Here is a 23,416-nt window from a genome sequence, read left to right on the forward strand (position 1 = left end):
ATCCGCAATATTACGAACAACTTACATGAGAAAATTAGGACTGTCTCTTTTAAATATTATTCTTTTTCTGTCGTTTGCACAAGCACAGGTACGCACCATTGATAAAATAGCCGCGGTTGTTGGCAGTAGCATAGTATTGAAATCAGATATCGAGTTGCAATACGCGCAATACCTGGTAAGCGGCCAGCAACCCAACCCAAGCATAAAATGTTATATATTACAAAACCAGCTTACACAAAAGCTGCTTGCACAGCAGGCGGTTATTGATAGTGTGCAGGTTAAAGACGACGAGGTTGATGGCGAGGTTGATCGTCGTATGCGCTCGTTTATACAAAGAGCAGGCGGTCAGGAAAGATTGGAGCAGTTTTTAGGCCGCTCTATCATACAGTACAAGGATGAAATCCGGCCGGATATTAAAGAATCTTTAGTAGCACAGCGCATGAGGGCCAAAATTACCGAAAAGGTGAATGTAACTCCGCTGGATGTTAAAACCTATTTTGAGAAGATACCTAAAGACAGCATACCTACCTATAATAAAGAGGTTGAGGTTGGGGAAATTGTTTTTGCCCCTAAATTAAATAAGGAAGAAAAAGAGGCGGCCCGCCAGAAAGCTATCGACTTAAGAAACAGAGTAAAAGGTGGTCAGGACTTTGCTACCCTGGCAAGACTATATTCGCAGGACCCCGGTTCGGCGCAAGAGGGTGGCGATCTTGGTTTTTTCGACCGTCAGCAAATGGCCAAAGAATTTACAGCCAATGCCTTTAAATTAAAGGCCGGTGAAATTTCGCCTGTGTTTGAAACAGAATTTGGTTTTCACTTTTTACAGGTAATTGAGCGCCGGGGCGAACAGGTACACGCCCGCCACATACTGGTGATACCATCTACTACAGACGCCAGCCTTGAGCGTGCGCATAAAACCGCAGATAGTGTTTACAACGCGATGCTTGCAGTTAAAAAGTTTGATTTCTCAAGCGCGGCGGCCTACTACTCTGATGATAAGGAAACCAAATACAACGGCGGGATGTTGCTTAACCTGGAAAATGTACAAACCCGTTCTACCTATATCCCTACCGATAAGCTTGATCCACAGATAGCTTTGGTGGTAGATACCATGAAAGTAGGGGCCATTTCTAAGCCTCAATTGTTTACTGATGCGCAAACCGGCAAGAAAAGCTATAAAATATTATATTTAAAATCAGTTACTGATGCGCATAAGGCCAACCTTGGGCAGGATTTTGCCAAGCTTAAGGAAGATGCTACTAACGAAAAACTAAACCGTACCATAGCCGACTGGTTCGACAAACGTCGTAAAGAAACATACATTAAAATAGACGAAGAGTATCAAGGCTGCCCGCCATTAAAGGGATGGGTAAGTGCAGAGACAACAGCTCAGGCTAAAACAGAATAGTTATGCAATACCGCTCTGAGGTTGAAGCTGCCGATGCTTTAAAAAACGCATATGAACAGATTCGTGCAGAAATAGGCAAGGTCATAGTTGGGCAGGATGAGGTGGTGAAGTTTATCCTGGTTTCTATTTTTAGTAATGGCCACTGCCTGTTAGTTGGTGTGCCGGGGCTGGCTAAAACACTGTTAGTGCAAACTGTTGCACAGGTACTGGATCTGGATTTTAAAAGGATACAATTTACACCCGATCTGATGCCTTCTGATATCATCGGTTCTGAGATATTGGGCGAGGACAGAAACTTTAAATTTATAAAAGGCCCTGTTTTTTCAAACATCATACTTGCCGACGAGATAAACCGTACGCCACCTAAAACGCAAGCGGCCCTGTTAGAGGCTATGCAGGAAAAGGCTGTTACAGCCGCCGGGGTTACTCATTCGCTATCAAAGCCTTTCTTTGTGCTGGCTACCCAAAACCCTATTGAGCAGGAAGGTACTTACCCGTTGCCAGAAGCGCAGCTGGACAGGTTTATGTTTAACATCTCATTAAGTTATCCTTCATTTAAGGAGGAACTTCAGGTTGTTAAAAATACAACAGGCATTACTGATGTAAAAGTTGAAAAGCAGCTTAACGCGGCACAGATCATCTACTTTCAGCAATTGGTACGCAATATACCAGTTAGCGATAATGTATTGGAATATGCTGTAAAGCTTGTTGCCAAAACCCGCCCTGCCGGTGAGTTTGCCAATGCCCAGGTAAAGCGCTTGCTTACATGGGGTGCAGGCCCGCGTGCATCACAGTTTCTGGTATTAGGTGCAAAATGTCATGCTGTGCTTAACGGCAAATATTCGCCGGATATTGAAGATGTGAGGGCAGTTGCCAAGCCTATATTAAGCCACCGTATAGTGCGTAGCTACCATGCTGAAGCCGACGGCCTTACGGCCGCCGACATTATAGAGCAGTTATTTTAATTGCGTATTATTCTACAGTAGAGAATATCTCTACAAGAACATTCCAGCGGTGTTTGGCATCAATCTCCCAAACACGTACATAGTTGTAGTTATTTACAATATTACCCTTTTTAATACGGGCCGTGCCATAGGTATAAGCCAGATCGTTACTGCTGGAGCGCCCGGCGTTAACTGTTTCTGCAGTGATGGTTACGCCTTCATTATCTAAAAATTTTAATATTTTATCGGTACCGGTCATTGGTTCAAAACCGGGGAAGTAGTAACGTGCTTCAGGGCTTAAAAACTCTTTGTATGCAGCAAGGGAAGATAACTCAAGCGAGTGATTAAGGGTTTTATCTGTACCCATTAAAATATCTTTTCCAGCAAATGGGTCTTTGCTTGAAGCTTTTTGTTTAGACAGATCAGGCTCTTTAAAATCTGTAGGTTCATCCTGATCAGGTTCGGGATGTTGTATACCCAGATTAAAAAGCAGCTTGAATTTATTTTCGGTAAGGTCAAGGCGCCATATCGAAACGTAATGGCCATATATCTTATCGTCATCGTTTTTGCTGTTCTGATAAGTGTAAGGTCCTGCGGTAAAACCAAGGTCGCCATTGGCTGATATGCGCGCAAATTTAGGATGAGCTATTAGTTTACCCTGTTGTTTATCAATGCCACGATAAAACTCAGTGATTTTAACCGCGTTCGGTTTAAAAACAATTCCTTCAGGGTCTGCTACGGCTAAAAAGCCATCTTTTATACCCTTACGCTCAACAATTTTATTAAAGTTTTCTTCGGCAGCTACTACGTTATTTACCTCTACTTTGGTTTGCGCCAGGGCAGAGAACGATAATCCGGATAATACTATAGCGGTTAATAATGTTTTTTTCATGCGTTAGATATGTAGATTTGGTAAGGCAAATTAAATAATTATTTTAAACTGATTACATAAAGGTAACTTCACCTTAATTGTTTGGTTAATATTTGTTAAATCCGCAACCAGTCTGTTGTGCCCTGCTTGTTATCATTAAGCTGAAAACCTATGCTTTTTAGTCCTTCTCTAATTTTATCTGATGTAGCATAGTCCTTATTGGTTTTTGCTTCGTTGCGTAATTTGATTATCAGTTGCATCAATTCGTCGGTATCGGCATTATCGCTGTCTTCAAGCTTTAATCCTAAAACATCAAAAAAGAAATCGTTGTAGGTTTTACGCATACGCTCAAATGTTTCTGCAGTTATTTCGCCGGAATTGCGTGTATTTGCAGCATAAGAGTTTATCCACTTTGACAGGTTGTTTAAAGCTTCTAACGTTTTTGGAGAATTAAAATTATCGTTCATGCCGTTATAGCAATCATCGCAAAATGTATTTATAGCCTTATCAGTTTCATCATCAATGGCGGTAAGCGGGTTTTGCTGTAATGTGGGCTGCTTTTTTGCTGATTCGGCCAATTTTTTGTAGAATATTTCAGCGGCATCTATAGCATCGTTAGAAAAGTCGACAGTACTGCGGTAGCTGGCCTGCATAAAAAAGAACCTTACCACCATAGGGCTATATCCTTTTTTAAGCAATGGATGGCTGCCGGTAAACAGTTCTTGAGGTAAAAAGCTATTTCCTAATGATTTAGACATTTTTTGGCCGTTGGTGGTCAGCATGTTGGTATGTATCCAATAGTTGGCAGGTGTTTTACCGCAGCAGGCAATATTCTGGGCAATTTCATTAGTGTGATGCGTAGGCATCAAATCCATACCGCCACCATGTATATCAAACTGATGCCCCAGGTATTTATTGCTCATGGCAGAGCACTCCAGGTGCCAGCCCGGGAAACCCAGCCCCCAGGGGGATGGCCATTTCATCAAATGCTCTGGCTTTGCTTTTATCCATAACGCAAAATCAAGTTTACCGCGTTTATCTTCCTGCCCGCCTAAAGTGCGGGTGTTGTTAAGCATATCTTCCAGCTTACGACCGTTCAGGGCGCCGTAATCATTGGTTTCACTGTATTTTTCCACGTCAAAGTATATAGAGCCGTCAACCTCATAAGCAAAACCTTTATCCAAGATTGCTTTTACCAGCTCTATCTGCTCAATAATGTGGCCGGTGGCGGTAGGTTCTATACTTGGAGGTAACACATTAAATATCTGCATTACGTTATGGAAATCAACAGTATACTTTTGCACAATTTCCATAGGTTCCAATTGCGCTATTTTGGCTTTTTTTGAAATTTTATCTTCTCCCTCATCGGCATCACTCTCCAAATGCCCGGCATCTGTTATGTTACGCACATAACGTACCTTATAGCCCAAATGAAGCAGGTATCTGTAAATCAAATCAAAACAAATAAAAGTACGGCAATTGCCTAAATGGACATCACTATATACGGTAGGACCGCAAACATACATCCCGACATGGCCGGGGTTAAGCGGTATAAATTCTTCTTTTGTACGGGTTAAAGTATTGTAAACAAATAGTTTTTGTTCCATTTGGCAAACTTACAATTTTAAGTGCTGAGTTTATTTGGGTGAATTTTATTTTAATACCAGAACGGTGCTTAAAGGATAATGGTCTGACAATTTTTTTTCGATGATGCGATAATCTGATACATCAAATTGCTGGCTGGCCATCACATAATCTATCTGGTAATTAGGGAAGGCGCCATTATACGTACGCCCTAAGCCTGCACCTTTTTCCCTGAAAGCATTTTTAAGACCTTTGGCCATTTGGTTAACAGCAAATGATGAAGGGGTGTCGTTGAAATCGCCTGAAATGATATAAGGATATGGGCATTGCTTTGCGTGGTCCTTTATAATAAACACATGTTCGCTGCGCTTTTGAAACGCCAGTTTTAGTTTCCAGCCTACACGTTTGGTTGCCTGGATATCCGTTTTACCTTTAGCTGATAAATTGCCTAAGTATTGATAGTCCTGCGGTTCAAAGTTAATGGACTGCAGATGCACACTGTACATTCTAAAGGTCTTGTTATCTTTTTGTACATCAACATAAATGCATTGATTACCGTTGCCCTTTGCCGATAATTGCACAAGCCCATAAGATTTTATAGGATACCTAGAAAAAATGGCCATCCCGATAGATTCGCTTTGGCTGACCATTACAGGCTCAAAATAATAATACTTTGCCTGCATGGCTTGTTTAACAGAATCCACCAGATCATACTGCCCCTTTTTTTTGGTAAAAAACTCCTGTATGCCAATTACATCGGGCCGCTCGTCGGCAATAAGGCTGAGTATATCGTGTTTGGTAGAACTATCGTTGTGAGCACCAAAGCGCTTAAAATTATGCACGTTATAGGTCATGATCTTTAGTGCGTTTTGGGGCGGGTTTTGGCCTTCGCCCGGCGGAAGGCGTATGCCAATGTTGTTTTTCAGCACACTCCATCCGATTAGTATGGTAATTACAGAAAGTGCCACCAACCAACTGCGCCTTATGACCCAATAAAAAATAATGATAATGTTAAAAAGAAGCAGCGGAGGGTAAGCCAAACCGAAAAATGCTACAGGCCAAAATTTGCGGGGATCTGTAAAGGGAGCAAGATAGCTAAGCAATAGTGCTGCACAAAGCAAATAATTGATCCAAAGAAATAACCTGTCAATAAAAGGAAGCTTTTTATTTTTAAACTTCATTACTGTTACTTGCTCTGAAAAGGGTTTCTTTTTCCTGCTTGCTCAGGCTGTCATACCCGCTTGCAGATATTTTATCTAATATACGGTCAACATCTTCCTGGCGCGGTACGCCGGCTGCCTTTTTAGGTGAATAAGTGCTACTTACAACTTTCAATTTTGGCTTAGATTCAAAAAGCTTACTGATGCCGCCGATCCAGTCATTACCGCGCTGCAGTTGTTTGATATAAATAAAACCCATTAAAGCGCCGCCAAGGTGCGCAATTTCGCCGCCCGCATTTGCACCTGCAATACCAATAAAATCAACAACCACATAAAATAGTGCTATCCATTTAAGCTTAACCGGGCCTAATAAAAACAGTTGTATAGTGTAATTTGGCAGTAATGTAGCTGTCGCAATAATGATAGCCATTACACTTGCTGATGCACCAACTATTGTTGCTGTAGATGCAGCGTTGAGGCTGGTAAAAGCAGGTATTAAATTGTAAGCTGCAACAAATAACAGCCCGCCGGCTAATCCTCCAAATATATACAGGCCTATTGTGCGCTTGTTACCTAAATATTCCTCAAATATCTGCCCCATCCAATAAAGCCAAAGCATATTAAACAGAATGTGGAAAATACCCGCATGCATAAACATGTAGGTAACAGGTGTCCAGAAACGGTAAAGCAGTTTAGTTAATGAGGCTGGTAATAGTAAATACTCATTAGTATAGTACAGTACAGTGCTTTGCCCAAAACCGGTAAACAACTGCTCTATAACCGCGACGATATTGATGCCCAGAAAAACAATTACATTGATGCCTATAAGCAGGCTTAACCTGCTGTGCGATTTTAACATCTTATACTGGATGTCTTTCCAAAGGGTACTCATAACCGTAACGAATATATTTACTATATTAAACCATTATCAATAGAAATTGTTGGGGCGTTGAACGTTCCACAGTTTGATTAACAAAAAGCCAAACAAAGCTCCGCCAAGATGTGCAAAGTGGGCAACATTATCGCCGCCAAAACGGCCAACCCCCGAAAATAATTCGATGGCGATGTAGCCAATCACCACATATTTGGCTTTAATAGGTACCGGTATAAACATCACTAGCATTTCCAGATTTGGAAATAGCATCGCAAAGCCAACCAGTATTCCAAAAATAGCACCAGATGCGCCTAACATAGGTACGTTGTATAGGAGGTAAAGGTCTTTGGCCCGCTCGCCATATTGCAGGTATGATGCATCAAGCGTTGGATTAGCTATGGTAAAGCTGCCGGTTATAGCATGTATTTGTATACCCTGCACTACCATGTATAAAACAAAGGCCCCTATACCTGTTATAAAGTAATAGTTGAAAAACCGCTTAGAGCCAAGAGTGTACTCAAGCATTGGCCCAAAAATATATAACGCCAGCATATTGAAAAAAATATGCGAAAAACCACCATGCATAAACATATAAGTTATCACTTGCCATGGTTTAAACATGGGTGAAGCAGGGTAATAGGCAGCAAGCAAGGTTGTAAGGTCAACCATGCGGTCTAAAGCGAAAGTGGCAATAAAAAAAATGATATTTATGATTAGCAGGTTTTTTACAACCGGCGATAAATTGGCAAAAGGTGACTGCATTATTCTTCTTTTCTAATGATATTAAGTTAAGGCTATTTTTCAAATCTTTCGGCTAATTCTGCTAACGTAACAGTGCTTATAACAGGTTTGCCGTTTAGCGCAACATTGGGCATCTGGCAGGCAAAAAGCTGATCAACTAATTGGTTCATTTCTTCTACAGATAACCTGGAGCCGCTTTTCATAGCTGCGTTCCTGGCAAGCGACCGGGCAAGGTTATCGCGTTTATCTAACTTTAAAACGGCCAGGTTGTTTTTAAATCCTTCCAGTAATTGTTCAAGCAATTCATGTTCATTAGCATTGGTAATATCCGCCGGTATGCCTTCTACTACAACTGTGTTACGGCCAAACTCGCGTATATCAAAACCAAGCGCGCGTATATCAGCCAACAACTCTTTTAATAACTCAAAATCGCTGCTGTTTAGTGTTACTGACTGCGGGAATAAACTTTGCTGGCTTATACCCGAGTGGTTTTGCAGCTGCTGTAAAAAGCGCTCATATAAAATACGCTCGTGCGCCGCCTGCTGATTGATCAGCATAAAACCCGATTTGATCTGCGACAGGATATACCTGTTATGTACCTGGAAAAACTGCTTCTCACTGCCTTTTGTAACTTCCTGCTGGTTAACAGGTATAGTTGGCTCCTCATGCATCAGGTGCTGTACCACCTCATCCTTCTTACTTATTTCATAAAGTGTATCCCAATTACGGGGAATGGCCTGCCGGTGGTCATTGGTGTTGCGTAGAAAAGGTATCTCCCGTTCCTGTGTTCTCTTTTCGTTGGCAAAAGGGTTATAGTTGGGGTTAACAGCAATACTTGGCTGTACAATCTCTTCGAACGGCTTGGGGGTAATCAGATGCCCGATGCTGTTCTCCTGGTCAAAATCAAGCGTAGGGGTAATGTTATATTTACCCAGCGAGCGTTTTACAGCCGAGCGGATGATGGCATATATCGACTTTTCATCCTGATATTTTATTTCGGTTTTTGTAGGATGCACGTTGATGTCGATCTTGGCAGGATCGATATCAATAAAAAGTACGTATAGCGGATAAGTTTCCTCGGGCAGCAGCTCCTGGAATGCCGTTAAAACCGCATGGTTAAGATAGGCGTCTTTTATAAAACGATTGTTTACAAAAAAGAACTGCTCACCGCGGGTTTTGCGTGCAAACTCCGGCTTCCCTACAAAGCCATGTAATTTGATGATGGTAGTATCTTCTTCAACCGGTACCAGCCGCTGGTTATAGTTATTGCCAAACAAGTGCACTATACGTTGTTTAAGCGAAGCCGATGGCAGATGATAAACTTCCTGGCCATCATGGTGCAGTGTTAGAAATATATGCGGATTAGCCAGCGCCACCCGCTGAAATTCATCAATGATGTGACGCATTTCTACCGGGTTGCTTTTTAAAAAATTGCGGCGTGCAGGTGTATTATAAAAAAGATTTTTAACAGAGATAGATGTACCGTAGGGTGCAGAGCATGCTTCCTGGCTCACCACTTCTGATCCCTCTATCAATATACAGGTGCCCAATTCATCTTCGTGCCGGCGGGTTTTTAACTCCACCTGGGCAATAGCGGCTATTGAAGCCATAGCTTCGCCCCTGAAACCCATTGTACGAATAGCAAACAAATCTTCGGCCTTGCGTATCTTGGAGGTGGCATGGCGCTCAAAGCACATACGCGCATCGGTAAGGCTCATGCCGCAGCCGTTATCAATTACCTGTATGAGCGCTTTACCGGCGTCTTTTAAAATCAGTTGTATTTTATCAGCACCGGCATCTATAGCGTTTTCTATCAATTCTTTTACGGCTGATGCAGGCCGCTGCACAACTTCGCCTGCGGCAATCTGGTTAGCAACGGCATCGGGTAAAAGTTGAATTATATCTGGCATTAAAAAATCTTCCCTTCTGTGCCAAAATTAGGCAGATAGTTTTGAATGCTAAATTAATTATTTGATTGCATAACTTTGCCCGCTTATACTTGTATATAGTATTATCTTTTGTAATATTACATCTATCTGTTTATCAATATGAAGAAACTCTGGCCCGCGCTGCTGTTACTTGCCGCTGCCTGCTCTCCAAAGAAAGAATACAATGCTGACCTGCTTATAAAGAACGCTGTAGTTTACACTGTTGACAGCAACTTTACAGTTGCCAACGCTATTGTAGTAAATGGCGGTAAAGTACTGGCCGTAGGAAGCATTGACTCACTTGAGAATAAATACCTGGCGCGCGAGGTAGTTGATGCTGGTGGAAAAGCGGTTTACCCGGGTTTTATTGATGCCCATGCTCACTTTATGGAATATGGCCTTGGCCTGCAGAATGTGAACCTGGTTGGCCTTAAAAGTTGGGACGTTATATTAGATACGGTAAGCAATTATGCTATAAAAAAAACTGAAGGCTGGATTGTTGGCGCCGGCTGGGACCAAAACATCTGGGCAAACAAAGCATTCCCAAATAAAGCCAGGCTCGATTCGCTATTCCCGGTGCGGCCCGTTATTCTTAGCCGTATAGACGGGCATGCCGCTATTGCCAACCAGGCAGCGCTTAATATAGCTGGCGTAAAGCCAGGGCAAAAGATAATAGGGGGTGAGATAGAAACCATTAACGGTAAACTTACCGGTATCCTGGTGGATAATGCAGTTGGAATTGTGACCCGCAAAATACCTGCCCCAACAGAGCAAATAGTACAAACGGCATTGCTTGATGCGCAGAAAAATTGTGTTGCTGTAGGTTTAACTACTGTTGACGATTGCGGCGTTCCTTACCAGTTGATCAATACAATTGCATCGTTACAGCATAAGGGCGACCTGAAGATGCGACTGTACCTGATGCTGGCCGATCAGCCGGAGAATTATAATTACCTTTTTAAGCGCGGCGCATATAAAACTCCCGGCCTTAATGTACGTGCTTTTAAGGTTTATGCAGATGGCGCTTTAGGTTCGCGCGGGGCCTGCCTGCTCCAATCATACACTGATCAGCCTAAATGGAACGGATTTTTACTAAGCCAAAAAACGCATTTTGAAGAAGTTGCCAAAAAAATTGCTGCCCATGGTTTCCAGATGTGTACGCATGCCATCGGCGACTCGGCCAACCGCGTTATGCTTAAAATTTATGCCGAAAACCTAAAAGGGAAAAACGACAAGCGCTGGCGTATTGAACATGCACAAATCGTATCTCCGCAGGATATAAACACTTTTGGCGAAAACAATATCATACCATCTGTGCAGCCTACCCATGCTACATCTGATATGGCATGGGCCATAAAGCGTTTGGGTGCACAGCGCCTTAAAACCGGCTATGTTTACAAGGACTTACTTAAACAAAACGGCTGGATACCTTTAGGTACAGATTTTCCTGTAGAAAACATTAACCCATTATACACGTTTTATGCAGCAGTTGTCAGGAAGGATTTGAAAGGCTTCCCGGAAGGCGGTTTCCAAATGGAAAATGCGCTGAGCAGGCAGGAAGCACTTCGGGGTATGACCATTTGGGCGGCAAAGGCCAATTTTGAAGAAAAAGAAAAGGGTAGCCTTGAGCCCGGTAAGTTTGCCGACTTTGTTATACTTGACAACGACATTATGAAAGCTAAAGGCAGCGATCTGCCTGATGTTAAAGTGCTAAAAACATATATCAATGGTGTTAAGGTTTATGACAAGAAATAAGCGGGGATGTTATTTTACTGTTCTGTTTGGGGTTATATTTTTTCATTCGGCATGTGCCCAGCCACAGCCTTATACCGGCACCGCTTTTGTAAAGGAGCAGCAATCTGTAGAGCAGGCTACCGTATTGCTTAATAACGAGAAAAATATAATACCACTGCAAAACCTGGATAACAATAAAGTTGCAAGCATCCATTTTACAACGGCCTATGCACAAGGGTTTGACAGCCTGTTAAATAAGTACAGCAGGGTAGACCTTTTTGATGGCAAAGCTTACTTAGGCGCTAAGCCGCTTAGCATGCTTACCCAGGATACCCGGTTTTATAATACCCTGATAGTACAGCTAACCGATGCCGAAGTAAATAATCCGCAGATAATTAGCTTTATAAATGATAACCAAAAGCTGAAGAATGTGGTGGTATCATTCATTGGTAACAGCGCATCGCTTGTCAGGCTTAATGATGTTACCGTTCCTATCTTATGGTCGGCCAGGGTATCGCCGGTTGCGGCTTTATTTAACGCACAGGCTATATTTGGCGGGGTGGCCATCACACAAAGGTTGACGAAAACTTACACTGCCCGTTATACAACCAACACGGGCTTTTTGACAACAAAAATGCGCCTGCAGTATACCGTTCCCGAGGATGCGGGCATTAACTCGGAAAACCTTAAAGCAATTGATAATATTGCCGCCGAAGCAATTGCTGAGCGAGCTACCCCCGGTTGCGTGGTGTTTGTAGCCAAGGATGGCAAAGTGATATTCAATAAGGCTTATGGCTACCATACTTATCAAAAGGGAATACCTGATAGTATAACTGATATTTTTGATATAGCCTCGATGACAAAGGTATCAGCTACAACTGTTGAGGCGATGCAATTATATGATGAGGGTAAGCTTAATCTGGATTCCACTATTGGTACTTATCTTCCTGTGGCCCGTAATAGCAATAAAAAGGGGCTTACGGTGCGTGAAGTGCTGGAGCATCAGGCAGGATTGATACCGGATATATCAACATTTGAGGTGATCAAACCATCGGATCATAGCGCCGATTCGTCTTCAGCTTTTCCTACCAAAGTGAACGATGGATATTATTTACGCAAAAACTATTTTCAGGATGTGATGCTGCCTGCCATGTTGCGGTCGGCAGTACGCACGCGCGGACAGTACGTTTACAGCGATGTGGGCATGATATTTATGCAGCAGATCGCCGAGACTATTACCACTACGCCGCTTAATGAGTACGTGCAGAAGAAGTTTTACGATCCGTTGGGAATGCAAACCGCAGGCTTTCTACCGCTTAACCGTTTCCCGGCAAACCGTATACCCCCAACCGAAGATGATCGTAAAGACCGCCGAACATTGATAGATGGTTATGTGCACGATCCAACCGCCGCATTGATGGGAGGCGTTGCAGGGCATGCCGGTTTGTTTGCCAGCGCCAACGATATAGGCATTCTTTTCCAGATGCTGCTTAACCGGGGTAATTATGGAGGCGTACAGTATATAAAGCCAGAAACGGTTGATTTGTGGACGGCCAAACAATCAGCTGTAAGCCGCCGGGGCCTGGGCTTTGACCGTTGGGACCCTATTGCCGACCGGCATTATCCATCCAGGCAGGCATCAAACCTAACCTACGGACATACTGGTTTTACAGGTACCTGTGTTTGGGTCGACCCGAAATATAACCTGGTGTATGTATTCCTATCTAACCGTGTACATCCAAATGTGGGCAATAAGCTGGGCAGCTTAAACATTCGCCCAAGGATACAGGATGCTATTTATGATGCTATACAAAAAGGTTTATAAGCGAATACTAAACCTTATAGAAATAAAAATGCCTGCATGTTGTATGCAGGCATTTTTTGTTAGTATAGTAAATTAAGCCAATTATACGATATAATTCCAGCCATGTGGGTCCGGCGCGGTGCCGTATTTGATAGCGTTAAGTGTAGTAAATACTTTTTGCGAGAACTCACGTGTTGCAGGGTCGCTTAAAAAGTATTCGGTACCATCAACGCAGAACGAACCTACCGGGGCAATAGTAGCTGCAGTACCGGCGCCAAATGCATCGGTTAATTTGCCACTCTTTGCGCCTTCAACAAGTTCCTCAACAGATACCTTGCGCTCTTCAACAGGTATATCCCAGTCTTTAGCTAAGGCAATCACTGTGTCACGTGTAACACCATCAAGAATGGTGTCCTTGGTTTCGGCAGTAATTAAAGTGCCATCCAGTACAAACATGGCATTGGCAGCACCCATTTCTTCAACGTATTTATGTTCTTTAGCGTCTGTCCATATCAACTGGTCAAAACCCTCTTCAGTAGCTTTACGGCCAGGCAGCATAGATGCGCCGTAGTTGCCGGCAGCTTTAGCATAACCCATACCACCTTCGGCAGCGCGGGTATAGTGTGTTTCTATCTTAACTCTTAAAGGTTTTGAAAAGTATGGGCCAACGGGGCTAACCAAAACAATAAACTTATAAGTAGCAGAGGGTGTTACGCCCAGGTAAGGGTCGGTAGCAAACATAAATGGCCTTATATACATGGCATGGTCTGCTTTTGCAGGCACCCAGTCGCGGTCAATATCAACCAATGCGGCTATGCTTTGTATAAATACCTCTTCAGGCAAAGTTGGCATACACAGGCGCTCGGCAGATTTATTAAAGCGTATAGCGTTTTTATCCGGGCGAAAGATAGATACCGTGCCGTCATCATGCTTATAAGCTTTAATACCCTCAAAAAAAGCCTGGCCATAATGCAGGGCAGATATTGCCGGGCTCATTTGTATAGGGCCGTAAGGTAATATCTCAAAATTCTTCCACTCGCCATCAGCATAGTCGGCTACCAGCATGTGGTCAGAAAAAACCTTACCGAAAGGCAGGTTGTTAAAATCCGTCTCGTTTAAGCGCGAATGAGCGGTTTTTGTTATCTTGATGTCCAGTGTCTCGGTCATTGCAGTAGATATTAATTCAGAAGATGGCAAGATAAGAATTTAAAATTAAAGTTTGAGATTATATCCTTACAGCATATATTACAAAAAATCACTAAAAGAATGTAATGAAATATCACTTATCAGACAGCGGTAAAGAAAAACTAAGAAAAACATGGACCATAACTACCGGCCTTAGCCTGGCCGCTATTACCGGTATATTAGGGCTTAACTTGTTAGGCCGGAAATTAGACAGCATTAACATCATAATTTACAGCGCCATTTTGCTGGCAGAAGTAGGGTTTTTTACTGTTGGCCGTAAAAAGTATTTCTCTGGCCTGAACACAACCATCCTTGAAATTACTGAAACCGGGATAATATTGCACATAGCTAATCAGGCCGAGCAATCTGTAAGATTTGATAACATCAAAGAAGTAAAGCCCCGTGATCATGGAATTTACCTGGTGAGAAAAGATGCTAAGGCCAAGCCCATATTTATAATGGATAAATTTGAGCGATTTGATGAGATACAAAGTTCAATTCGTGCTAAAACCGGGTTGACTGTGCAGAATGCCTGACTTATAATTCACTTACAACCTTTTCTACCCAGCCTCTTCCCCAGTTTTCCAGCTCTTCAATACTCCAGAGTGATGGAAAGAAAATGCGTTTCTGAAAACGCGGAGGCAGGTATTTTTGCCAGTTGGTACCGCCGGTAGCTTTGATCTCTTCCGGTTCGCGGTGCAAATAACGCACTGCGGATTTATAGTGGCTTAAAGGCCAGTTAACGTTTACATTGATATCCAGCTGACGCAGCTGTTCTTCCAGCGCCATTGTGCTTTCGCCCTTGTATTTTTGCTGCTGAAGAAGCGCATTAAAGTTGGTTTTTGTTAAATTTTTACCTAACTCAATAAAGGTTTTAGCGTATTTTTTTTCAAACTGGTTTAAGGTAAGCGTTTTTTTACCGGTTGATAGTTCGGTAGCGCCGTATTTCCAGTAGATCTGTTCAAATTGCTCCTCAACGGAGGCGCTCCGCAAAGCCTCGCGGTGGTCGGGCGCTACCAGGTTAATAAAGTCGGTTGCATGGATTTCAATCATGCGATACTGCCCGCTCTGAAAGCCGCTGGCAGGTAGCAAGGACATCCTGAATTGCAGGAACTGCTCTTTTTCCATACCGTCCACCATTATCTCGAAGGAATTGGTAAGTGCCTCAAAGTAACGGTTAATACGTTTAACACGGGCGGTAAAAAACTCGGTTGTTAATTGTTCGGCACCGGATATCTGTTTACACTCGTGCAGCGAGAGCTTAAAATACAGCTCGGTTATCTGGTGGTACATGATAAATATCTCTTCATCTGGGAACTGTGTTTTCGGGCTTTGCAGGCTTAACAGCGTGTCCAGATGAATGTAATCCCAATAGGTTAAAAAATCGGCATGCAGCAGGCCATCAAGGTACGAGGTCATATCCTGGCCCATAGCATTATATTTTTCCTGCAGCAGCGTTAGTCTTTTTTCTATTTCGGGAGAGATACTCATAGTGCAAAGATAAGAGTATTGAGTCTTAAGTCTGAAATCCTTAGTTTGAAGTCGGATAAGTTGACTGCGATTTTTTAATTGATAACTTCAGACTTAAGACTTTTTCCCTACATTCGCATATATAAAAGGCAATGGTGTTCTGCCTATTTGAACCGCTGTAAAGCTGATGACGCCTACTCAAATGGATTTTTTATTTATTTGCACGTAGGTTATGTTCAAAAATATCATCTCAAAACAATTATATCTTTTAAGTTACCTCATCCGCTGGACGCTGATCAGCATACCTGTTTCCGTTGCCATAGGCAGTATGGTGGCGCTATTTTTATGGCTGCTCAACTGGGCGATACATTTCCGTTTTGCACATACCTGGCTGCTTTATTTGCTGCCAGTAGCCGGTGTTATCATCCATTTACTTTATAAGCTATACGGGCAAAGCGCCGAGCGTGGAAATAACCTGATCATAGACGAGATACATCAGCCCGGGGCAGGGGTACCTAAGCGGATGGCGCCGCTTATCCTTGTTACAACTGTAATAACCCATTTGTTTGGTGGCTCTGCCGGGCGCGAGGGTACCGCCGTGCAGATTGGTGGGAGTATAGCCAACTTATTTGGTAGCTGGTTTAAGCTGAATGAGGCTGATAAAAAGATCATACTTACGGCAGGTGTTGCAGCCGGCTTCGGAGCCGTTTTTGGTACCCCGTTGACCGGGACTATCTTCGCCCTTGAGGTTATAGCAATTGGCCGTATACAATATAATGCCTTGTTGCCATGCCTTATTGCCGGGTTGGTTGGCGATGTAACAGTATCTGCCTGGGGCGTTCATCATACTTTATACCATATTGATGTTACAGATGTTAGCGGACAGTTTTACGGCAAACATTTACCTGTTAGTTTTTTACTGCTGGCAAAAGTACTTATAGCCTCGGCGTTGTTTGGGCTTACAAGTATGGCTTTTGCAAAAGCAGTACACCAGGTGAAAAGCATCGCCCTTAAAGTTATTAGGATCAATTGGCTGATACCTGTTTGCGGAGGTATAATTATCATTTTACTTACTTTTTTACTGGGCAAGCCTGACTATCTGGGCCTGGGCGTAGATGCCGGGTATCCTAACGCTATCACCATAGTTTCGTCCTTTCACCAGGGTGGTGCAGATTTTTTTAGTTGGCTTTGGAAACTTATTTATACCTCTGTTACGCTTGGTACAGGCTTTAAAGGAGGCGAAGTAACACCATTATTCTATATAGGGTCAACATTGGGCAACACATTAGCGGGTATACTGAACGCTCCGGTCAGCTTATTTGCCGCATTGGGCTTTATTGCAGTATTTGCCGGGGCTACCAACACCCCGCTTGCCTGTACCTTAATGGGTATAGAACTGTTTGGCGGCGAATATGCTTTATTTTTTGCAGTAGCTTGTTTTACTGCTTATTTTTTTAGCGGCGAGGGTGGCATTTACGCTGCCCAGCGCGTAGCCGCAGCAAAAACCGATGATAATTACCTGAAGAAAATATTCTCAAAGTACCGCCCTTAGCCAAAAACATATTAAGTTATGATTGTTTAATAAGGGTTACCCAAATCCTTAAACATGAAGATCAGTAAGATACTTATCGGGATAGATGACAGCAAATATGCTGAGTATGCCGCCAGTTATGGCTTTGACCTTGCCAAGACCTTTAATGCCCATGTAGGGCTGGTGCATATTGTAGAGCCTGCCGTTGTACCTGACGGAGGTACAGATAATTTAATGGGTATGCCTATGCCCGCTGCCGATTATAATGAAGTGATGATGATGGACATCCAGAAAGACCAGGGTGAAAATGTGATAGAACGCACTATAAAAAAATATGCCGGTGGTTTACAGGTAACACATTTTAATGAATACGGCTCTACTGCCGACGGTATTTTGAATTGCAGCAAAGAGTTTATGGCAGACCTGATAGTTATAGGCACACACAGCCGCAGCGGTATAGACCGCCTGCTGATGGGGAGTGTAGCAGAAACCATCGTGCGTAACTCACAAATACCCGTTTTAGTAGTGCCGCTGGCAGAGGATGGAAAATAACCCTTCATCTGTAACATCGGGCATTCAAAAGATAGGTAGCTGACTGAAAGGCGATATAATTATTTCAATTTAGCCAAAGCCTCGCGGATGCGTGGTATCATTTGCTGTATCTCTTCCAATGTGCATGCGCCTACAGACGCCCTGAACCAGGTAATATCATCTCCGGTGCCAAAGGCAGAGAACGGTACAAGGGCTACTCCTGCTTCTTTGATCAGGTAGAAGTTAACATCGGTGCTATTACTTAAAACTTTGCCATGGGTTGTTGTTTTACCCGTGTAATCAACCTTAACCGTAAGGTATATGGCACCCATCGGCTCGATAGAATCTACCGCAAAACCTTCTGATTTTAATTGCTGAAAACCCTGGTGCAATGCATTAAGGCTGGCTTGTATACCGGTTTTTAAATGAGTAAGGTAATGATCAACAAAGCCATCATTCATTAAAAAATCAGCCATAGCTACCTGCTCTGCCTTTGGCGACCATGCACCCATGTGCCCAACAATAGCCTTCATGTTATTGATGATGGCTGCCGGGCCAAAACCCCAGCCAACACGCACACCAGTAGCCGCAAAACATTTGGAGCCGCCATCTATAAAAATAGTGTAGTTCCTCAACTCCGGCCTTAAAGTTACCGGGTCATAGTGTTTATGGTCGCCAAAGGTTAATTGCGAATAGATCTGATCATACAGTACATACAACGGCTTTTGATCAGCAGCCCTGCTATTATTCTCTTCAATCACCAGATCGCAGATCTCTTCCAGGTCTTTTTTATCGAACATCGTACCAGTTGGGTTAAGCGGAGAGCACAATGCCAGTAAGGTTGCACCTTTTAAATGAGGGCGGATATCATCTGCCGTAGGCATAAAGTTATTTTCCGGACCGGTCTCTACTATAACCGCTTCGGCGCCGGTAAGGTCACAGTAATGGTTATTGTTCCATGATGGTGCCGGGAAAACCACTTTATCGCCCGGATCAACCAGGGCAAGGTAAGTTGAATAGATTAACGGCCGGGAGCCCCCTGAGATCAATATCTCGTTAGCCCCATAATTTAATCCTAAAGTTTTATTGAGGAATGCAGATACACTTTCGCGCAGGCTAAGCATACCATCAGCAGGCGGGTAATTTGTTTGATTACGGTTATAAGCATCAATAATTCCATCCTTTAGCTCGGCAGGAATCGGATAAATGTTAGAGTCAAAATCGCCAATGGTAAGGTTGGCAATATTCTGGCCCTGCTTTTTCAATTCATTTATTTCTCCCGCTATCTTTATGATCTCCGACCCATGCAAATTTTGCGCTAATACTGATACTTTCATTTATAGAATATTAATGAGCGGCAAAGATAGCGAGAAAGGACGGAAGGATGAAGGATAAATGAATTTGAGCGATAAGCCGACTCACCCGGTCATCGCTATCGCTCGACCACCCTCTCTCCGCAAGCGCAAAGAGGGTCGAAAAATCATAGCTTCTATACCCTCATTGAAAAGCAGAGAGGGTCGACCAGCGAAGCGTAGTCGGGGTGAGTAAAACGAAAGGCGAAAAGTTCATCACTTTTCGCCTTTGATATTTATTCTTTTACCTATTCAGGCATAAGCTTTTCTGAGTTTGATGATGCGTGCCCAGTGCATCAGTTTCATAATAGGGTAAACCGGGTCTATCTCAAACCATTTTGCACCAAAATTTGCGCTGTTTGGGCGCTTATGGTGGTTATTCTGGAATAATTCGCCAAGCATTAAAAAGTCAAAAGGGGTTGTGTTTTTTGATTTATCGTTATTATCAAAATTAGCGTATCCGTATTTGTGGCCGCACCAGTTTACTATTGCCCCGTGCAGTGGGCCCATTAAAAAGTGAATAGGTAATAACAGGAACATCCACCAGGCTGTTGCAAACTGAATATAAAAGGCAACATATAGCAGCCCGAATGCAATGCGCGATACCATTGACGATCCAACATAGTCTAAAAATCTCCACTCCGGGTAATTGCCTTTAAAACGATCTTCAGGCTCTTTTAGACGTTTTACATGCAGTTTATAGCTCATAGCCGTATACCACATCATCTGGAAAACGTCTTTAAAAAAATGAGGAGAATGCGGATCCTTTTCCGTATCGCTGTAAGCATGATGCTCGCGGTGCATAATGGCATACGCGCGTGGATTTAAGTATGACGATCCCTGAAAAAGGTATGTCATGATATAAAAAGTACGCTCAAAAAACTTATTGGTCGTAAACATTTTGTGTGAGGCATACCTGTGCAAAAAGAAGGTCTGAAAGAACAGCGACAGGAACCAGTGGGCTAAAAAGAAAATTAAGATGATCACAGATTATATATTCGGGGGATTATTTATAATGATTACAAATATACAATTATTAACCCGCATTGGTTTCAAAAAGGTTAAACAACAGAAAAAAAGCCGCCTGGGATTTATCCAAGCGGCTTTTTAATTACATTTAGATTAGCTATTAAGCTTGTGCGTCACGCAGTGCTTTGATACTGTCATGGCCTTCATTGATCACCTGCTGCTGGCGCGAAACCAGTTCGATATGTTGTGCAGATAAACCGCTATCGGCAGATAATGCTTCCTGATATGCTTTTTTAATGGCATCTTCACCACGTTCGCACTCATCTAATATAGCTTTCCGGTCCTGGCCGCTAAAAGTTGCTTTAACATCAAGCCATGCACGGTGTATGGTGCCTGTAACTGTGTTACCGGTCTCAAGGTCGCCGCCTAATGCACCTACTGCGGCGCTAAGCTCCTGTACGTTTTGGCGGCTGTCGCTTGCAAATTTGTCAAATACTGCTTTTAGGTCCACATCGCCTTCTCCAAGATCTTTTGAAGCACGGGTGAAACCATCTATACGGTCATTGTTAATTTCAATTAGATCATTTAATACTTCGACTGATTTTTCAACGGTAGTTTCCATAATGGTAGTGATTAATAAGTTTATACTATCAATGCAACCACCATGCCACAATTAATTCGCAATTAAAAAATTTGCGTTAATTTTTGAAGAATCTGCAATAATTAAAAAACCCGCCTTATGAGCGGGTGTACTTAATTGTAAATGTATTTAACCTATCCCCGGAAAGAAACCGGAGATAGTGTTATGTGATAGGTTGGTTTAGGTATTATACTACTGCTTTATGGCAATAGATAAGTGATAAAGGTTTAGGTACACCATACTGTGGTGCGGCAGCGTTAAAATCTGTATTATTTAATAACGTAGCTTTTCAGTTCAGACTTCATAACCAGTGTTTCACCGGTTTTTGCATACGTGGCAATTATGCCAACACCTTTTGCCAGGTAAACTCAAAGGTGGTAACGGTAGTGTAATTGTTATCGTACTTTATTTGCAATTGGCTAACAGTATGGGTAACATCTGAAAATGATTTGCCGGCGATAGTTTTCTTTACACCTTTTTCAGCAACGGTAGTTACAATGCGTGCATCTACCTCGTCATTGCTCAGATCAAGCGTAAAGGTTTCCCCCTGTGTTTTGGCATCATTAAAATAAGGAATGTCTATTGTACCTTCACCATTTTGTACACGGGTGCTGTAAATGTGGTTATCAATATTAAAGTAACCTGTTTCTGTATCCCCTTCAGAAACTACTTCTACTTCATGATAAGTTTTACCGTTAAATTGTTCTGTTTTCCCGGTAATGGTGCTTGTAGATGTTTCTTTGTCGGTAGATCCCTGGAAATAGTACTCTACATCATAAGTCCAGTTTGAACCTTTGGTAAGCGGCTGGTAGTCGCCATTGCCGGCAGGTCCGTTGTTATCGTCTTTTTTACAAGCGCTGAATACTGAAACAAGCGCTATTAGGATAAGGATTGATTTTTTCATTTTTTTTGTGATAATTAGCAGGCTTAGCCTTTTCGTTTATTGTTTACTTATCATGCAATAATTGATATGGTACCGATATCTTTTATTGCAATGATACTACCCTTGACGGACGTTTTAGTGTAAGTGTTACACTATTAAAAAAATATTTTAAAAAAAAGCGGCTGTAAAAAACAACCGCTTGCAAATATTTAGTTTTAAATTACTTGACCCGTTTATAATTACGGTATTCGCCTACACGCCAGCCTGTACAATCTTCTATCAATTGCAATACCCTTCGCCGCAAATCCATTTGTTTTTTTATATCCTTCGATTTAAGATCGATATTCCAGCGCGTAGCCTCAATGCGCTTTTGCATTACCGCCGGGTGGGCATCATTAAAGTGTATTAAACGGTCGGCATTACTGTAATCAAACTCGTACGTTTCAGGTATGTGCTTTTCAACCCATTCATCGTCGTTATAAAACCGGTTAAAATTTCGCATTTTATTATTCAATCCTTTCAGCGGTTTTGCCCAGCCATAATGATAGATATAAGCATCAATAAGCTTCACTTTGATCTTGCGGCCATTCAACCTGAAACCTTGCGCATCGCGGTAAGCATGTATGCCCTTTATATTTTTAATCAGCCTTATTTCACGCCGGTACCATCGTCTGGATTGGCCATAGTAATCGTAAGAGCCATAAAAGTGCAGATATTTAAACAGCAGGCCCTCAACATTGGCATCGCTCAGGTTTTCCTGCATCTCTTTTTCTATTACAGGCAAATACTTCTCATGCACTACCTCGTCTCCCTGAATATAAAATGCCCAGTCGGTATCTGGCGATATTGCCGCGAATGCTTTGTCGGTTTCAACGGCAAACACCTCGCCACCTTTCTTTAAAGTATCGTCCCATACAGAGTCAATGATCCTGATCTTGGCCGAGTTGATAGCCTCTATCAGTTCCCTGGTACCATCGTCAGACAAGCCAACCACGGCAATAAACTCATCGCACAAAGGCAAAACAGATGTTATTGCCTCTACAATGGGGTAATCGTTTTTTACAGCGTTTCTGATAAAGGTAAAGCCTGAAACTTTCATTTGACCGGTTATAATTAACACCCAAATGTAGGCAGACCTTGGCTCTGCTACAAACAAAAAAGGCAGCCCGTTACAGGCTGCCCTTTAGTAAATAATTTTCGAGCTTATTCTTTCTCGCTTTTTGCTGAACTGTTTATCCCAGCTTCGGCAATTTGAGTAAGTAAGCTATCGGTATTTTTTTCTTCCTGCAAGGTAGCATCAAGCAATTCAACCGCTTCGGTATAGCCTAATGTTTGTGCAAGGGTTTTTAATGTACCGTATGAGGCAATTTCATAATGCTCTGCTTTTTGAGCAGCAGAAATGATGCCTGCATCGCGTGTTAACGAACCTTTTTCGGTATCAGACATGATCTCTTCACCTTCTTTGATCAAACCGGCCATTGCTTCGCATTTTTTTGCTGTAGCTTTTTCATCAATGCTTTCAAAAACACTTTCCAAACGGGTAACCTGGTTTTCAGTTTCGGTGATATGTTGCTCAAGAGCCTGGCGCAACTCATCAGATGTTGCGTTTTTGGCCATTTTTTCAAGGGCTTTGGTTAGGTGTTTTTCTGCCCAGTAAATGTCTTTTAATTCGTCGATAAACAATTCGTTTAAAGCCGACTCTTCAGCAACCTCTGTAGTTTCAGGTGCTTTTTTTGTTTTAATAGTTGCCATAGGTATGTTGATGTTTAATTTATAACTCTTACATTACAAGAACACTGCCAAAACT

21 protein-coding genes and 1 riboswitch are annotated in these 23,416 nt (G+C 42.5%); of the genes, 7 read left to right on the forward strand and 14 right to left on the reverse strand.

What is annotated here, in order from left to right; translation table 11 throughout:
* Positions 1 to 25 precede the first annotated feature (25 nt).
* Positions 26 to 1,408, forward strand: coding sequence for a peptidylprolyl isomerase (locus ACFQZX_RS06035; protein WP_377112578.1), 1,383 nt, complete (start codon positions 26 to 28; stop codon positions 1,406 to 1,408).
* A 2-nt stretch (positions 1,409 to 1,410) separates the two neighbouring features.
* Entirely contained in the window at positions 1,411 to 2,373 is a 963-nt protein-coding gene (locus tag ACFQZX_RS06040; RefSeq protein WP_377112581.1) for an AAA family ATPase, read from the forward strand.
* Positions 2,374 to 2,380: 7 nt separating this feature from the next.
* Here the strand turns inward: ACFQZX_RS06040 and ACFQZX_RS06045 are convergent, their stop codons facing one another.
* The 6 genes from ACFQZX_RS06045 to mutL all read right to left on the reverse strand — a co-directional run bounded on the left by ACFQZX_RS06045 (position 2,381) and on the right by mutL (position 9,492).
* Positions 2,381 to 3,244, reverse strand: a complete 864-nt coding sequence (locus ACFQZX_RS06045; protein ID WP_377112583.1) for a DUF4440 domain-containing protein — start codon at positions 3,242 to 3,244, stop codon at positions 2,381 to 2,383.
* A gap of 95 nt (positions 3,245 to 3,339) precedes the next feature.
* On the reverse strand, positions 3,340 to 4,830 hold the full coding sequence (gene cysS / locus ACFQZX_RS06050; protein ID WP_377112586.1) for a cysteine--tRNA ligase: 1,491 nt from the start codon (positions 4,828 to 4,830) through the stop codon (positions 3,340 to 3,342).
* Between the two features lie 45 nt (positions 4,831 to 4,875).
* Entirely contained in the window at positions 4,876 to 5,988 is a 1,113-nt protein-coding gene (locus ACFQZX_RS06055) for an endonuclease/exonuclease/phosphatase family protein (protein ID WP_377112588.1), read from the reverse strand.
* The gene (locus ACFQZX_RS06060) at positions 5,978 to 6,859 is read right to left on the reverse strand and encodes a rhomboid family intramembrane serine protease (RefSeq protein WP_377112591.1); all 882 of its coding nucleotides are present in this window, start codon (positions 6,857 to 6,859) and stop codon (positions 5,978 to 5,980) included. The genes ACFQZX_RS06055 and ACFQZX_RS06060 overlap by 11 nt, the downstream gene beginning before the upstream one ends.
* 36 nt (positions 6,860 to 6,895) lie before the next feature.
* Complete coding sequence (locus ACFQZX_RS06065; protein WP_377112594.1) at positions 6,896 to 7,603, reverse strand: rhomboid family intramembrane serine protease; 708 nt, start codon at positions 7,601 to 7,603, stop codon at positions 6,896 to 6,898.
* A 32-nt stretch (positions 7,604 to 7,635) separates the two neighbouring features.
* The gene (gene mutL / locus ACFQZX_RS06070; RefSeq protein WP_377112597.1) at positions 7,636 to 9,492 is read right to left on the reverse strand and encodes a DNA mismatch repair endonuclease MutL; all 1,857 of its coding nucleotides are present in this window, start codon (positions 9,490 to 9,492) and stop codon (positions 7,636 to 7,638) included.
* A 138-nt stretch (positions 9,493 to 9,630) separates the two neighbouring features.
* Between mutL and ACFQZX_RS06075 the strand changes: the two genes are divergently transcribed.
* Together ACFQZX_RS06075 and ACFQZX_RS06080 are read left to right on the forward strand one after the other, a co-directional pair.
* Positions 9,631 to 11,265 (forward strand): amidohydrolase, encoded by a 1,635-nt coding sequence (locus tag ACFQZX_RS06075; protein WP_377112600.1) that lies wholly within the window; start codon positions 9,631 to 9,633, stop codon positions 11,263 to 11,265.
* Positions 11,252 to 13,069 carry a serine hydrolase domain-containing protein gene (locus tag ACFQZX_RS06080; protein WP_377112602.1) on the forward strand — a complete coding sequence of 606 codons (1,818 nt, stop codon included), beginning with the start codon at positions 11,252 to 11,254 and terminating at the stop codon, positions 13,067 to 13,069. The genes ACFQZX_RS06075 and ACFQZX_RS06080 overlap by 14 nt, the downstream gene beginning before the upstream one ends.
* An 81-nt stretch (positions 13,070 to 13,150) precedes the next feature.
* On the opposite strand, the gene ACFQZX_RS06085 is transcribed toward ACFQZX_RS06080, so the two are convergent.
* Positions 13,151 to 14,215 carry a branched-chain amino acid aminotransferase gene (locus tag ACFQZX_RS06085; RefSeq protein WP_377112604.1) on the reverse strand — a complete coding sequence of 355 codons (1,065 nt, stop codon included), beginning with the start codon at positions 14,213 to 14,215 and terminating at the stop codon, positions 13,151 to 13,153.
* 104 nt (positions 14,216 to 14,319) lie between these two features.
* Here ACFQZX_RS06085 and ACFQZX_RS06090 point away from each other — a divergent pair, with 104 nt between their 5' ends.
* Complete coding sequence (locus ACFQZX_RS06090; protein ID WP_377112607.1) at positions 14,320 to 14,769, forward strand: hypothetical protein; 450 nt, start codon at positions 14,320 to 14,322, stop codon at positions 14,767 to 14,769.
* Position 14,770: 1 nt separating this feature from the next.
* Here the strand turns inward: ACFQZX_RS06090 and ACFQZX_RS06095 are convergent, their stop codons facing one another.
* Positions 14,771 to 15,724 (reverse strand): tryptophan 2,3-dioxygenase family protein, encoded by a 954-nt coding sequence (locus ACFQZX_RS06095; protein WP_377112610.1) that lies wholly within the window; start codon positions 15,722 to 15,724, stop codon positions 14,771 to 14,773.
* 118 nt (positions 15,725 to 15,842) lie between these two features.
* Positions 15,843 to 15,907: riboswitch (Fluoride riboswitch) on the forward strand.
* Positions 15,908 to 15,935: 28 nt separating this feature from the next.
* Here ACFQZX_RS06095 and ACFQZX_RS06100 point away from each other — a divergent pair.
* Together ACFQZX_RS06100 and ACFQZX_RS06105 are read left to right on the forward strand one after the other, a co-directional pair.
* Positions 15,936 to 17,255, forward strand: a complete 1,320-nt coding sequence (locus ACFQZX_RS06100) for a voltage-gated chloride channel family protein (RefSeq protein ID WP_377112612.1) — start codon at positions 15,936 to 15,938, stop codon at positions 17,253 to 17,255.
* Positions 17,256 to 17,309: 54 nt separating this feature from the next.
* Positions 17,310 to 17,786 (forward strand): universal stress protein, encoded by a 477-nt coding sequence (locus ACFQZX_RS06105; RefSeq protein ID WP_377112614.1) that lies wholly within the window; start codon positions 17,310 to 17,312, stop codon positions 17,784 to 17,786.
* A gap of 59 nt (positions 17,787 to 17,845) precedes the next feature.
* On the opposite strand, the gene ACFQZX_RS06110 is transcribed toward ACFQZX_RS06105, so the two are convergent.
* From ACFQZX_RS06110 to ACFQZX_RS06135, 6 genes are all read right to left on the reverse strand, one after another.
* Positions 17,846 to 19,102: a pyridoxal phosphate-dependent aminotransferase gene (locus tag ACFQZX_RS06110; RefSeq protein WP_377112617.1), complete on the reverse strand. Its 1,257-nt coding sequence runs from the start codon at positions 19,100 to 19,102 to the stop codon at positions 17,846 to 17,848.
* A gap of 267 nt (positions 19,103 to 19,369) precedes the next feature.
* Positions 19,370 to 20,104: an acyl-CoA desaturase gene (locus ACFQZX_RS06115; RefSeq protein WP_377112619.1), complete on the reverse strand. Its 735-nt coding sequence runs from the start codon at positions 20,102 to 20,104 to the stop codon at positions 19,370 to 19,372.
* A 142-nt stretch (positions 20,105 to 20,246) separates the two neighbouring features.
* Positions 20,247 to 20,708 carry a ferritin-like domain-containing protein gene (locus ACFQZX_RS06120; protein ID WP_377112621.1) on the reverse strand — a complete coding sequence of 154 codons (462 nt, stop codon included), beginning with the start codon at positions 20,706 to 20,708 and terminating at the stop codon, positions 20,247 to 20,249.
* Between the two features lie 358 nt (positions 20,709 to 21,066).
* Complete coding sequence (locus tag ACFQZX_RS06125) at positions 21,067 to 21,630, reverse strand: hypothetical protein (RefSeq protein ID WP_377112623.1); 564 nt, start codon at positions 21,628 to 21,630, stop codon at positions 21,067 to 21,069.
* A 199-nt stretch (positions 21,631 to 21,829) separates the two neighbouring features.
* Positions 21,830 to 22,708: a glycosyltransferase family 2 protein gene (locus ACFQZX_RS06130; protein ID WP_377112626.1), complete on the reverse strand. Its 879-nt coding sequence runs from the start codon at positions 22,706 to 22,708 to the stop codon at positions 21,830 to 21,832.
* A gap of 104 nt (positions 22,709 to 22,812) precedes the next feature.
* Positions 22,813 to 23,361, reverse strand: a complete 549-nt coding sequence (locus ACFQZX_RS06135) for a YciE/YciF ferroxidase family protein (RefSeq protein ID WP_377112628.1) — start codon at positions 23,359 to 23,361, stop codon at positions 22,813 to 22,815.
* Positions 23,362 to 23,416: the final 55 nt, after the last annotated feature.

The sequence above is a fragment of the Mucilaginibacter litoreus genome (assembly GCF_042676805.1).
Lineage (GTDB): Bacteria > Bacteroidota > Bacteroidia > Sphingobacteriales > Sphingobacteriaceae > Mucilaginibacter > Mucilaginibacter litoreus.